Raw genomic sequence first — 13,424 nt, forward strand, 5'->3', positions numbered from 1 at the left:
GCCTCCTGCGAGCCTTAAGCGTTATCGAAAGCGCGCAAGACTTATGCCATCCAGCAGCGCTGGCGCTTTCATAGATTTGCTCAGGGCAGTACAGCACCAAAATCGGGCAATGCGGGAATTTGGTTAGGGGCAGTTGCACGGAAATGTTGCGACCGGGAGCCGTCAGCCGGGATTTGCAGCGGCTGTTCCGGCCTCATCGCGAGCAAGCTCGCTCCCACAGTGATCTCTGTCGTTCACAAATTCTGCATTCACAGAAAAACCCTGTGGGAGCGAGCTTGCTCGCGAAGAGGCCAGTTGCCGCAACCTACCATCCGGCATTGACACAGGTTTTTGCTCTGCCCGAAACGCAAAACGCCAACCCGAAGGTTGGCGTTCTGTTCAGAGCTAGCGAGGTTTAGCGCGGTACAACCGGCTTGCGCGCAGGCTTCGGTCCTTTGCCTTTGGCTGCGTCCTTGCGATCCTTGGCCGCCTGCTGGTTGCGGGCGAACGCCGCTGCCTTGGCCTGTTCACGCTTGTCCCACGGATTGCCGCCATCGCTGGCGCGCGGTGGCAAGCCAGTGTGCTGGGTCAGGATCTTGGTGGTCTTCTCACCAGCAACTTTGTGGCTGCCAGCCGGTGTCGAGTTCTTGCGACGGGCGCTCTGGTAGCTGTCGGTCGCCGGCTGGTGCAGCGGGATCAACTGGTTCTTGCCCGGCCCGATCAGGTCGGCGCGGCCCATGCGAGTCAGCGCTTCACGCAGCATCGGCCAGCCTTTCGGGTCGTGATAACGCAAGAACGCCTTGTGCAGACGACGCTGCTCTTCGCTCTTGACGATGGTCACGGCGTCACTCTTGTAAGTGACTTTGCGCAGCGGATTCTTGCCCGAGTGGTACATCGCGGTGGCGGTGGCCATTGGCGACGGATAGAACGCTTGCACCTGGTCGGCACGGAAGCCGTTGCCCTTGAGCCACAGGGCCAGGTTCATCATGTCTTCGTCGGTGGTGCCCGGGTGAGCGGCGATGAAGTACGGAATCAGGTACTGCTCTTTCCCGGCTTCCTTGGAGTACTTCTCGAACATGCGCTTGAACTTGTCATAGCTGCCGATGCCCGGTTTCATCATCTGGTTGAGCGGACCTTCCTCGGTGTGTTCCGGGGCGATCTTCAGGTAACCACCGACGTGGTGGGTCACCAGCTCTTTGACATATTCCGGCGACTCGACCGCGAGGTCGTAGCGCAAGCCGGAAGCAATCAGGATCTTCTTCACACCCGGCAAGGCACGGGCGCTGCGGTACAGCTGAATCAGCGACGAGTGATCGGTGTTCAGGTTCGGGCAAATGCCCGGGAACACGCACGAAGGCTTGCGGCACGCGGATTCGATTTCCGGGGTCTTGCAGGCGATGCGGTACATGTTCGCGGTCGGGCCGCCGAGGTCGGAAATGACGCCGGTAAAGCCGGGGACCTTGTCGCGGATCTCTTCGATTTCGCGAATGATCGACTCTTCGGAACGGTTCTGGATGATCCGGCCTTCGTGCTCGGTGATCGAGCAGAACGTGCAGCCGCCGAAGCAGCCACGCATGATGTTCACCGAGAAGCGGATCATGTCGTAGGCAGGGATTTTTTCCTTGCCATACACCGGGTGCGGAATGCGCGCATAGGGCATGCCGAACACGTAGTCCATTTCTTCGGTGGTCATCGGAATCGGCGGCGGGTTGAACCAGACGTCGACTTCGCCGTGCTTCTGCACCAGCGCACGGGCGTTGCCCGGGTTGGTTTCCAGGTGAAGTACGCGGTTGGCGTGAGCGTAAAGCACCGCGTCACCACGGACTTTCTCGACCGACGGCAAACGAATTACGGTCTTGTCACGGGTCATTTTCGGGCTGGCCAGGATCTGCACGACCTTGGCTTCGCTCGGATCTTCCTCTGGACCCTTTTCCTGCTCGATAGCGCAGGCTTGGGTGTCCTGGGTATTTACGTACGGGTTGATGATCTTGTCGATCTTGCCCGGACGGTCGATGCGCGTGGAATCGACTTCGTACCAGTCTTTCGGCGTGTCGCGACGGATGAACGCAGTGCCGCGCACGTCGGTGATGTCTTCGATCTTGTGACCGTAGGACAGACGCTGAGCGACTTCGACGATCGCACGCTCGGCGTTGCCGTAGAGCAGGATGTCGGCGCAGGCGTCGATCAGGATCGAGTTGCGAACACGGTCCTGCCAGTAATCGTAGTGAGCGATACGGCGCAGGGACGCTTCGATGCCGCCAAGAACGATCGGCACGTTCTTGTAGGCTTCCTTGCAACGCTGGCTGTAAACCAGGCTCGCGCGGTCCGGACGTTTGCCCGCCAGGCCACCAGGGGTGTAGGCGTCATCGGAACGAATTTTTTTGTCGGCGGTGTAACGGTTGATCATCGAGTCCATGTTGCCGGCCGCGACGCCGAAGAACAGATTCGGCTCGCCGAGTTTCATGAAGTCGTCTTTGGACTGCCAGTTTGGCTGGGCAATGATCCCGACGCGGAAGCCTTGCGACTCCAGCAGCCGGCCGATGATTGCCATGCCGAACGACGGATGGTCAACGTACGCATCACCGGTGACGATGATGATGTCGCATGAATCCCAGCCAAGCTGATCCATCTCCTCCCTGCTCATCGGCAGGAATGGCGCTGGACCGAAACATTCGGCCCAGTACTTGGGATAGTCAAATAACGGCTTGGCTGTTTGCATGACGATGACCGGTGTTGAGATGAAAAATCGCGGGCGCGGAATATAGCACAAAAAATAACCAATTCCGACCGCTATGGTAGGAAATTGAAACCCTCGGCAACTTACTCGTCGTCGAAGTTGTAGCTGCCCGGCGCCAGGTTTTCGAAGCGGGTGTACTTACCGATGAACGCCAGTCGCGACGTGCCGATCGGGCCGTTCCGCTGCTTGCCGATGATGATCTCGGCGATGCCTTTGTGTTCGGTTTCCGGGTGATACACCTCGTCCCGGTACACGAACATGATGACGTCGGCATCCTGCTCGATCGCTCCGGATTCCCGCAAGTCGGAGTTGATCGGGCGCTTGTTGGGACGTTGCTCCAGGGAGCGGTTGAGCTGCGACAGCGCCACCACCGGGCAGTTGAACTCCTTGGCCAAGGCTTTCAAGGAACGGGAGATTTCAGAAATCTCGTTGGTCCGGTTGTCACCGCCCGAACCCGGGATCTGCATCAATTGCAGGTAGTCGATCATGATCAGGGCGACATCGCCGTGCTCACGCACCAGGCGCCGGGTCCGTGCGCGCATTTCCGACGGGCTGATACCGGCCGTATCGTCGATGAACAGCTTGCGATCGTTGAGCAAGTTGACCGCCGATGTCAGGCGCGGCCAATCGTCGTCTTCCAGGCGACCGGCACGAACCTTGGTCTGGTCGATACGGCCGAGGGACGACAACATACGCATGATCAGCGATTCGCCTGGCATCTCCAGCGAGTAGACCAGTACGCACTTGTCGCTGCGCAATACGGCGTTTTCCACCAGGTTCATCGCAAAGGTGGTTTTACCCATGGATGGACGGCCGGCGACGATGATCAGGTCAGACGGCTGCAGGCCACTGGTCATTCCGTCGAGGTCGGTATAACCGGTGGACAGGCCGGTAATGGCGTTGTCAGTGTTGAACAAGGTGTCGATGCGGTCGATGGCCTTGGTCAGCAGGTCATTTACGCTCACCGGGCCGCCGGTTTTTGGCCGGGCCTCGGCGATCTGGAAAATCTGCCGTTCGGCTTCGTCGAGAATCTCTTCAGCCGAGCGCCCTTCCGGGTTGAAGGCGCTGTCGGCGATTTCGGTGGCAATGCCGATCAGTTGGCGCAAGGTCGCCCGCGCGCGAACGATCTGCGCATAGGCCTTGATGTTGGCGACGGACGGCGTGTTTTTTGCCAGTTCGCCGAGGTATCCGAGACCGCCGACTTGCGAGGTCTGACCTTCTTTGTCCAATTGCTCGGCCAGGGTCACGACGTCGATCGGCGAGTTCATGTCCGCCAGTTTGGCGATCGCACGGAAGATCAGGCGGTGGTCATGTCGATAGAAATCGCCGTCCGAGACCTGATCAAGCACGCGCTCCCAGGCGTTGTTGTCCAGCATCAAACCACCGAGCACGGCCTGTTCGGCCTCGATGGAATGCGGCGGCACCTTCAGGGCAGCGGTTTGCAGATCGTATTGCTCGGGTGCGGAGATATCGTTCATGGCCACTTGAATAGTTGTGAAAATCAGGAACTGCAGAAAGACAAAGGGCACGACCTGTAAACAGGATCGTGCCCGATGTTACCGGCAAGTACCCGAGGGTACCAGCCGACAAGTGCTGCTTAAGCTGCTACCACGACAACGCGTACGGTGGCTTCAACTTCGGCGTGCAGGTGCACGGCTACGTCGAATTCGCCTACGTTGCGGATAGTGCCGTTCGGCAGACGAACTTCGCTTTTTGCAACTTCAACGCCAGAGGCGGTCAGTGCATCAGCGATGTCGTGAGTACCGATCGAACCGAACAGCTTGCCTTCGTCGCCAGCGGTGGCAGTGATAGTCACTTCCAGCTCAGCCAGTTGGGCGGCACGGCTTTCAGCCGAAGTTTTACGATCTGCTGCGGCTTTTTCCAGCTCAGCGCGACGCTCTTCGAACGCAGCCAGGTTGGCAGCGGTCGCAGCGGTAGCTTTGCCGTAAGGCAGCAGGTAGTTACGACCGTAACCAGCCTTAACGTTCACTTTGTCACCCAGGTTGCCCAGGTTGGTGACTTTTTCCAGAAGGATCAGTTGCATGTGAAAATCCTCTTAACTTTTAACCTTCACCGTTCGCGCTATCGACGTCTTTCGGCGTCGAACGACCGCGAAAATCAATCAGGCTGTCGACGATGGCCAAGACCACCAGCAACGGATAGATCAGCTGCATGAACAGCAACAGCGTGACGTACAACCCCACCAGCCAGAACCTGGCCAGTCGCTTTTGCGCCACCAGCCCGTGAATCAGGGCCAGCCCGGCGAACACCAGCGGTACACTGCACAACGGCGTCAACATGGCCATCTGCGGACCGATATTCGGCCCCAGAAGCATGAACGCCAGCAGTAACATCGCCAGCCCCAGCGGGAATCGGATGGCGCGAAACTCGCGACCAAAACCACCCGGGTTGTACAACAACGCCTGCCAGTAGCGCCCGACAAGCAGGCTCAGCACACTGACGATTTGCAACAAGGCCGCAATCAGGCCGGTCAGGACCGGTGCGATCAGGGACGCAAAATGCGCTTGCTCGTCTACCGACAACTTCTGGTAGACATCACCGAGTAGCGACGGCATGACTTTTATCAAAGCCTGCGCCAGCATCTCGATTTGGGGACCAAAAGCCGTCCCCAGCACCACCGAAAACACCACTCCCATCGCTATGCTGACCAGCAGCACGCGGTTCCAGGACTCGCTTGCGCGCAAAACCAACGCAAGGCTCCAAGACCCCAGCAGCACCATAAGTGCCCGTGGGTCATCGGAGTAAAGCCACCAGATCAACGCCGGCAGCAGTCCCAGAGCAAGAACACCAACGGCGTCCTTCAATCCGCGCCGCAGGAGCACAAGGCAACCCGCGGCAGCACCCAACCAATACAACAACGGCAATGTTGCGCATCCGGCCACTACGAGAGTGGCCTGCATACGGCCGCGCATGATGAACTCAGCTAAGGCACGCATGCTTTCAATCCTTTGCTACGTGTCGACTGCCCGGTCTCAGCGGCCGTGGCTGTCGGTGTAGGCCAGCAGGGCCAGGAAGCGGGCGCGCTTGATAGCGGTGGCCAGCTGACGCTGATAACGTGCTTTGGTACCGGTGATGCGGCTTGGAACGATTTTGCCGGTCTCGGATACATAAGCTTTCAGAGTGTTGAGATCTTTGTAATCGATCTCTTTCACGTCTTCAGCGGTGAAGCGGCAGAATTTACGACGACGGAAGAAACGTGCCATGTAATAGGCTCCTCAAAAGGTCCGTGGATTACTCGTCAGCGTTATCGCTGTTGTCGCTGTCATCACTGTCAGCGCTTTCAGCGCCTTCGTGCTCAGGACGGTCGCGACGCTCACGGCGCTCACTGCGGTTTTCTTCAGCCTTGAGCATCTCGGATTGGCCGATAACGGCTTCTTCGCGACGGATGACCAGGTTACGGATCACTGCATCGTTGTAGCGGAAGTTGTCTTCCAGCTCGGCCAGGGCCTTGCCAGTGCACTCAACGTTCAGCATCACGTAGTGAGCCTTGTGAACATTGTTGATTGCGTAGGCCAGTTGACGACGGCCCCAATCTTCCAGACGGTGGATTTTGCCGCCGTCTTCTTCGATCAGCTTGGTGTAACGCTCTACCATGCCGCCGACTTGCTCGCTTTGATCCGGGTGGACCAAAAAGATGATTTCGTAATGACGCATGAATGCTCCTTACGGGTTGTAGCCTGCCGCTCAAAAGCGGTCAGACAAGGAGTGAATGACACTTATGGACTTGCTTGCGATAGACACATGCGTGCCTGCCGTCACAGCAAGGGGCGCAATTGTAGAGAAGGGACAGAAGAGGTGCAAGGCAATTGGTGATTATTTGAACAATCACCAATCTTCGCCCAAACACAAAACACTGTGGGAGCGAGCCTGCTCGCGAAGGGGGCATGACATTCAACATTGATGCTGAATGTTACTCCGATTTCGCGAGAAGGCTCGCTCCCACAGGGATTACAACTGGCTTAAGACTTTTTGGCGGTTCCGGCGGCCTTGACGCTGCGCTGGCGCTGGGCCTCGAACAGGCAAACGCCGGTCGCCACGGAAACGTTGAGACTGCTGACACTGCCGGTCATCGGCAGATGTACCAGGTAGTCGCAAAGATCGCGAGTCAGGCGACGCATGCCGCTACCTTCCGCGCCCATGATCAGGATGGTCGGGCCCGTCATGTCTTGCTGATACAGACTCTGCTCAGCCTCGCCAGCCGTACCGACAACCCACAATCCACGCTGCTTGAGTTTTTCCAGGGTGCGAGCCAGGTTGGTTACGGCGACCAGCGGAATCACTTCCGCCGCGCCACAGGCGACTTTCCGCACCGTCGGGGTCAGCGTGGCTGACTTGTCCTTCGGAACGATCACCGCCAGTGCGCCCGCCGCATCGGCCGAACGCAGGCAAGCACCGAGGTTGTGCGGGTCGGTCACGCCGTCGAGCACCAGCAGCAACGGTGCGCCTTCGGATCGATCGAGCAGTTCGTCGAGCATTGCCTCACCCCAGACCTGGCTCGGACTCACGTCCGCGACCACGCCCTGGTGCACGCCATCAACCCAGGCATCGAGCTCACGACGCTCGGCGTTGCCGACGGGCACGCGATTTTCGTTCGCCAGTGCGATCAGCGCCTGCACACGCGGCTCGCTGCGGCCTTCAGCCAGCCAGATCTGCTTGACGCGTTTTGGGTGGTGACGCAGCAACGCCTCTACAGCGTGCACGCCGTAGATCTTTTCCAACTGACTCATGACTTCGCCTTCGGTTTACGCGCCCCGCCGCTTTTGGCAGCTGGAGCAGAACCCGCTTTTGGCGGGCCTTTACGGTGTTTGCTCGGTTTGGCTGGCTTGCCGCCGGGAGCCTTGTCAGGCGCCGACCGTCCGGTCTTTCCCCCAGACGCCGCTTTACCGCCACTTTTCGCTTCAGACAGCAACGCCTGCTTCATTTCACGGCTTTTGCGCAGTTCAGCATTTTTCGCCGCAGCATCGCTCGGGCGATAGGCCTCGACAGCCTTTTCTTTGGCAGGACGACGACCGGTTTTCGCCGGGGCCGGCTCTGCAGCCGTTTTGGTAGCTGGCGCAGCCGTTTCAGTCCCGCGCTTCTTGCGGCCAATCGGCGCACTGATGGTCTTTTCAGCCATCTCGAAGTCGATCTTGCGTTCGTCGAGGTCGACGCGCATGACACGCACTTCAACGGTATCGCCAAGACGGAAGCTGCGACCGGTACGCTCACCGGCCAAGCGGTGGTGCACAGGATCGAAGTGGTAGTAGTCGCCCGGCAGCGCGGTGACGTGCACCAGGCCTTCGACGTAGATATCGGTCAGTTCGACGAACAGACCAAAACCGGTCACGGCAGTGATCACACCCGGGAACGACTCGCCCACACGATCCTTCATGAACTCGCACTTGAGCCAGTTCACCACGTCGCGGGTCGCTTCGTCGGCACGGCGCTCGCTCATCGAGCACTGCTCGCCGAGCTGCTCCAGCGCCGCTTCGTCGTACGGATAGATACGCGCTTTCGGAATCGTCATAGCGCCAGCACGGCGAACGTGCGGCGTATCCTGCTTGGAATGGATGACACTGCGGATCGCCCGGTGCGTGAGCAAGTCCGGGTAGCGGCGGATCGGCGAGGTGAAGTGGGTATAGGCTTCGTAATTCAGGCCGAAGTGGCCCTGGTTATCGGCGCTATACACCGCCTGACTCAACGAACGCAGCATGACGGTCTGGATCAGGTGGAAATCCGGACGGTCCTTGATGCTCGCCAGCAATGCCTGGTAATCCTTCGGCGACGGGCCGTCCTTGCCTTTGTGCAGGGACAGGCCGAGTTCGCCAAGGAAGGCGCGCAGTTTTTCCAGACGCTCCGGTGGCGGACCGTTGTGCACGCGATACAGCGCAGGAATTTCGTGCTTCTTCAGGAATTCAGCAGTGGCCACGTTGGCCGCGAGCATGCATTCCTCGATCAGTTTGTGCGCATCGTTACGCACGGTCGGACGGATTTCAGCAATCTTGCGCTCGGTGCCGAAGATGATCCGGGTTTCCTGGGTTTCGAAATCGATCGCGCCACGCACGTGACGAGCGCCCAGCAACACTTTGTACAGCGCGTAAAGCTGCTTGAGGTGCGGCAGAACGTCGGTGTACTCGCCACGAAGCTGACGCGCTTCGGTGAGTTTCGGCGTTTCCAGCATCGCGCTGACTTTGTTGTAGGTCAGGCGAGCGTGGGAGTGAATCACCGCTTCGTAGAAGCAGTAGTCGGTCATCTCGCCGGATTTGGAGATGGTCATCTCGCAAACCATCGCCAGTCGATCGACGTGCGGGTTCAGCGAGCACAGGCCGTTGGACAGCTGCTCAGGCAGCATCGGCACGACGCGCTCGGGGAAGTACACCGAGTTGCCGCGAACCTGGGATTCGTTGTCCAGCGCCGAACCGATCTTCACGTAGCTGGAGACGTCGGCAATCGCCACGTACAACTTCCAGCCACCGGAGAACAGGCGCAGCTTGCCTGGCTTGGATTCGCAATACACCGCGTCATCGAAGTCGCGCGCATCTTCACCGTCGATGGTCACGAACGGCAGATGGCGCAGATCGATACGCTTCTCTTTGTCTTTCTCTTCGACTTCAGGCTTGAGCTTGGCGGCTTCTTTCAACACCGCCTCAGGCCATACGTGCGGGATATCGTACGCGCGCAGGGCGACATCAATTTCCATGCCCGGCGCCATGTAGTTACCCACGACTTCAACCACATCGCCTTGCGGCTGGAAGCGTGGCGTCGGCCAGTGAGTGATCTTGACTTCGACGAACTGACCGATCTGGGCGTTGGCGTTACGGCCCGGCGTGACCAGCACTTCTTGCTGGATCTTCGGGTTATCCGCGACGACGAAACCGATACCGCCTTCTTCGAAGTAACGGCCGACGATGGTCTCGTGGGCACGGGACACCACTTCGACGATCATGCCTTCGCGGCGACCGCGACGGTCAAGACCGGAAACACGGGCCAGGGCACGATCACCATCGAACACCAGACGCATTTGCGCCGGGCTCATGAACAGGTCGTCACTGCCGTCGTCCGGAACCAGGAAGCCGAAGCCGTCACGGTGACCGCTGATGCGGCCAAGGATCAGGTCGAGCTTGTCCACCGGCGCATAGGTGCCCCGACGGGTATAGATCAGTTGAGCATCGCGCTCCATGGCGCGCAGGCGGCGGCGCAGGGCTTCGATCTGGTCTTCTGTGGTCAGACCAAACTCTTCGACCAGTTGCTCGCGGTTAGCAGGCGAACCCCGATCAGCAAGGTGCTGAAGGATCAGTTCGCGGCTAGGAATAGGGTTTTCATATTTTTCCGCTTCACGAGCGGCCTCGGGATCGAGGGACTGCCAATCGGCCATTAGAGAGTTTTCACCTTGTCTATATGCGGGTTAGTTTGGCATAGGCGTAATGAAACGGGAAATTTCAGGCTATGACAGCCCATCTAAAGCGCTTTATCGACAGCGCGAAGCTGAATTAAATACCACTGGTAAAATTTTCCAGGTTTTTTCGACCTCAGGGGTTTACAGTTAAAAAGACGCTCCGTATAGTGCGCGCCATCGACGACGCAGACGCATTGTCGATAATGCCCAGATGGTGAAATTGGTAGACACGCCAGCTTCAGGTGCTGGTGACCGCAAGGTCGTGGAAGTTCGAGTCTTCTTCTGGGCACCAATTTCGAGCTTGAGATTAGATCAATTTCAAGGCTCACACAAAAACCCGCGAAAGCGGGTTTTTTGCATTCTAAGCCCCTGATTTATTAAAACTAAATCAGGGGTTTACAGATCAAAAAGCTCTCCGTATAGTGCGCCACATCAACAGCGGCAACGCTGAAGATTATGCCCAGATGGTGAAATTGGTAGACACGCCAGCTTCAGGTGCTGGTGACCGCAAGGTCGTGGAAGTTCGAGTCTTCTTCTGGGCACCAATTCAAATTTCAGAGTCGATCTGAAATTTCACAAAAACCCGCGAAAGCGGGTTTTTGCGTTTCTGGGGTTTGAGAAATTAATTCCGGCCCCTCTAGCAAACCCTTCTCGACCCCGCAAGGCGCACTTGAGAAACAATATCGTTTATCATTGTTTCCAGTTTTTGCAATGCGACAGTGAGGAACCCTGCGAATGATGTTTCGAAATACCCTGCGCCGCGGCCTGACCGTAACCCTGCTCGGCCTAGCACTCGCCACCCCCCTCACCCACGCCGCCGATGCGGTTTCCCTGACGCTCTATAACGGTCAACACAAAGAAGTCGGCGATGCCATCGCCAAAGCCTTCGAAGCCAAGACCGGGATTCACGTCAATGTGCGCAAAGGCAGCAGCAACCAGCTCGCCAGCCAGGTCGTCGAAGAAGGCGATCGCTCCCCTGCCGACGTGATCTACACCGAAGAATCGCCACCGCTGAACAAACTCGGCGAACAAGGCCTGCTGACGCAGACCGATGCCGCCACCCTAGCCGTTCTGCCAAAAGACTATGTCGCCGGCAATGGCACCTGGATCGGCATCACCGCACGAGTCCGAGTCGTCGCGTACAACCCCAAGCTGATTGACGAAAAAGACCTGCCCAAGTCGGTCATGGCGTTCTCCGACCCGAAATGGCAAGGCAAGGTCGGCTTCGTGCCTACCAGCGGCGCGTTCCAGGAACAGGCCGTGGCAATAATCAAAGTGCATGGCATGGACGCGGCCGAAGAATGGCTGACCGGCCTGCGCGCGTTTGGCAAAATCTACAGCAACAACATGGTTGCACTGAAGGCGGTGGAAAACGGCGAAGTCGCCACCGTACTGGTGAACAACTACTACTGGTTCGCCTTGCAGCGCGAGAAAGGCCAGCTCGATTCGAAACTGCATTACTTCACCGGCGGCGACGTCGGCGGACTGATCACGGTTTCCAGCGCTGCCGCACTGAAATCCAGCAAACATCCAAAAGAAGCCCAGCAATTCCTCGCCTACATGGCCAGCGAGGAAGGTCAGCGTGTGATCACCCAGACGACCGCCGAGTACCCGCTGCACAAAGGCATGGAATCGGATCGTGGGCTCAAGCCGTTTAGCGAGCTGGAAGCACCGCAAGTGACGCCAGCCGACCTCGGCAATGCCGAAGAAGCCTTGGACCTGGAACGTGACGTTGGCTTGAACTGATGAGCGCATCGTTATCCGCCCCCGTCGCGCGCGGGGGTTACGTGCCACGGCGCAAGCGGCCATCGATCTGGCTGCTGCTACCGGTTTTGCTGCTGGTGGTGCTCAGCCTGTTGCCGCTGGCGTATGTAGGGCTCAAAACCTGGCAGGCCGGCTGGGCCGAGGCGCTGCATTTGTTGTGGCGACCTTATGTGTTTGGCCTGCTGCGCAACACCCTGGCGCTGATGGTCGGAGTGACGCTCGCTTGCGGCGTGATCGGCCTGTCGCTGGCCTGGTTGCTTGAACGCAGCAACTTGCCGGGGCGACGCTTGTGGGGCGTGATTCTGTGCCTACCGTTCGCGGTGCCGGCGTTTGTCAGCAGCTTTACCTGGGTTTCGCTGAGCGCTCACTTCGAAGGCTTGGGCGGGGCGATCCTGGTGATGACCCTGTCCAAGTATCCGCTGATCTTTCTGCCGGTCGCAGCGACCCTGCGTAATCTCGATCCCTCCCTCGAAGAATCCGCCCGCACTCTGGGGCAGAATCGCTGGGGCGTGTTTTTCAGAATTACCCTGCCGCTGCTCTGGCCGTCACTGCTCGCCGGTTCGCTGCTGATCGCGCTGCACATGCTGGTGGAATTCGGTGCGTTGTCGATCATCGGACTGCAAACCTTTACCACCGCGATCTATCAACAGTTCGAACTGGAATTCAGCAACGCGAATGCTGCGATGCTTTCCGCCGTATTGCTGGCGCTGTGTCTTATATTGCTGTGGCTGGAACTGCGCGTACGCGGCAAGGGCCGACACGTGCGTACCGGTCAGGGTGCGGCTCGGCATGCGGAACAGGTTCGGTTGGGGCCCTGGGCTGCTGCCGGACAACTTTATTGCCTGGCGCTGGCGATCATCGGCAGCGGTATTCCGCTCGGGATGCTGGCGTACTGGCTAGCGGTGGGTTCGTCGGCAGCATTCCCGGTAGCGGCGATCAGCGAGGCGCTGCTCTCCTCCCTGGCGTTGTCACTGGGCGGCGCGGCGCTGTGTCTGGTGCTGGCCGTACCAGTGGGATTGCTGGTGGTGCGCTACAAAGGCCAATTGGCGATCTGGGCCGAACGCTTGCCGTATCTGCTGCATGCACTGCCAGGACTGGTGATCGCGCTGACGCTGGTGTATTTCGCCCTGCACTATGTGCCGGCGCTGTACCAGACTTCGGCATTGTTGCTGATTGCTTATGCGCTGTTGTTTCTGCCGCTGGCGCAGGCACCGATTCGCACGGCGCTGAACAAGGCAGCGCCGCAACTGGAAGAGGCTGCACGCACGCTGGGAGCGTCGTCCTTCAGTGCGTTTTGCAGGGTGACGTTGCCGATCATTTTCCCGGCGCTGGGCGCAGCGTTTGCGCTGGTGTTTCTGGATGCGATGAAGGAACTGACGGCGACGTTGCTGCTGAGTCCGACCGGACTCAATACGCTGGCGACGGAAGTCTGGGCGCATACCGCGAACGTGGAGTTTGCGGCGGCGGCGCCTTATGCGGCGTTGTTGATATTGGTGTCGGGGCTGCCGGTTTATCTGCTTACCACCCGGATGTATTTGAGCCGCTGAC

Annotated in this window: 10 protein-coding genes and 2 tRNA genes; 4 read left to right on the forward strand and 8 right to left on the reverse strand. The window is 58.8% G+C overall.

From position 1 onward, the window contains the following. Nucleotides 1-394 precede the first annotated feature (394 nt). The 8 genes from MO767_RS17875 to rnr all read right to left on the reverse strand — a co-directional run bounded on the left by MO767_RS17875 (nucleotide 395) and on the right by rnr (nucleotide 10,091). On the reverse strand, nucleotides 395-2,698 hold the full coding sequence (locus MO767_RS17875; RefSeq protein ID WP_282481574.1) for a YgiQ family radical SAM protein: 2,304 nt from the start codon (nucleotides 2,696-2,698) through the stop codon (nucleotides 395-397). A 101-nt stretch (nucleotides 2,699-2,799) separates the two neighbouring features. Next, a complete protein-coding gene (dnaB, locus tag MO767_RS17880) occupies nucleotides 2,800-4,194 on the reverse strand; it encodes a replicative DNA helicase (RefSeq protein WP_282481575.1) in 1,395 nt (464 codons plus the stop codon). Nucleotides 4,195-4,313: 119 nt separating this feature from the next. Next, entirely contained in the window at nucleotides 4,314-4,760 is a 447-nt protein-coding gene (gene rplI, locus MO767_RS17885; protein WP_003197251.1) for a 50S ribosomal protein L9, read from the reverse strand. 19 nt (nucleotides 4,761-4,779) lie between these two features. Beyond that, nucleotides 4,780-5,673, reverse strand: a complete 894-nt coding sequence (locus tag MO767_RS17890; RefSeq protein ID WP_282481576.1) for a hypothetical protein — start codon at nucleotides 5,671-5,673, stop codon at nucleotides 4,780-4,782. 36 nt (nucleotides 5,674-5,709) lie between these two features. Further along, complete coding sequence (gene rpsR / locus MO767_RS17895; RefSeq protein WP_002551829.1) at nucleotides 5,710-5,940, reverse strand: 30S ribosomal protein S18; 231 nt, start codon at nucleotides 5,938-5,940, stop codon at nucleotides 5,710-5,712. Nucleotides 5,941-5,968: 28 nt separating this feature from the next. Continuing rightward, nucleotides 5,969-6,391 carry a 30S ribosomal protein S6 gene (gene rpsF / locus MO767_RS17900; protein WP_282481577.1) on the reverse strand — a complete coding sequence of 141 codons (423 nt, stop codon included), beginning with the start codon at nucleotides 6,389-6,391 and terminating at the stop codon, nucleotides 5,969-5,971. A 305-nt stretch (nucleotides 6,392-6,696) separates the two neighbouring features. After that, nucleotides 6,697-7,464 carry a 23S rRNA (guanosine(2251)-2'-O)-methyltransferase RlmB gene (gene rlmB, locus MO767_RS17905; protein WP_282481578.1) on the reverse strand — a complete coding sequence of 256 codons (768 nt, stop codon included), beginning with the start codon at nucleotides 7,462-7,464 and terminating at the stop codon, nucleotides 6,697-6,699. Further along, complete coding sequence (gene rnr / locus MO767_RS17910; RefSeq protein ID WP_282481579.1) at nucleotides 7,461-10,091, reverse strand: ribonuclease R; 2,631 nt, start codon at nucleotides 10,089-10,091, stop codon at nucleotides 7,461-7,463. The genes rlmB and rnr overlap by 4 nt, the downstream gene beginning before the upstream one ends. Before the next feature lie 226 nt (nucleotides 10,092-10,317). On the opposite strand from rnr, the gene MO767_RS17915 reads away from it, so the two are divergent. The 4 genes from MO767_RS17915 to MO767_RS17930 all read left to right on the forward strand — a co-directional run bounded on the left by MO767_RS17915 (nucleotide 10,318) and on the right by MO767_RS17930 (nucleotide 13,423). Further along, nucleotides 10,318-10,404: transfer RNA gene (locus tag MO767_RS17915), tRNA-Leu, on the forward strand. A gap of 166 nt (nucleotides 10,405-10,570) precedes the next feature. Continuing rightward, nucleotides 10,571-10,657: transfer RNA gene (locus MO767_RS17920), tRNA-Leu, on the forward strand. Between the two features lie 190 nt (nucleotides 10,658-10,847). After that, entirely contained in the window at nucleotides 10,848-11,858 is a 1,011-nt protein-coding gene (locus MO767_RS17925; protein ID WP_282481580.1) for an extracellular solute-binding protein, read from the forward strand. Then, nucleotides 11,858-13,423 carry an iron ABC transporter permease gene (locus MO767_RS17930; RefSeq protein WP_282481581.1) on the forward strand — a complete coding sequence of 522 codons (1,566 nt, stop codon included), beginning with the start codon at nucleotides 11,858-11,860 and terminating at the stop codon, nucleotides 13,421-13,423. Before MO767_RS17925 ends, MO767_RS17930 begins: the two co-directional genes overlap by 1 nt. The last annotated feature ends 1 nt before the right edge of the window (nucleotide 13,424 follow it).

The organism is Pseudomonas sp. UYIF39 (assembly GCF_029963765.1).
In the GTDB taxonomy this organism is placed as follows: domain Bacteria; phylum Pseudomonadota; class Gammaproteobacteria; order Pseudomonadales; family Pseudomonadaceae; genus Aquipseudomonas.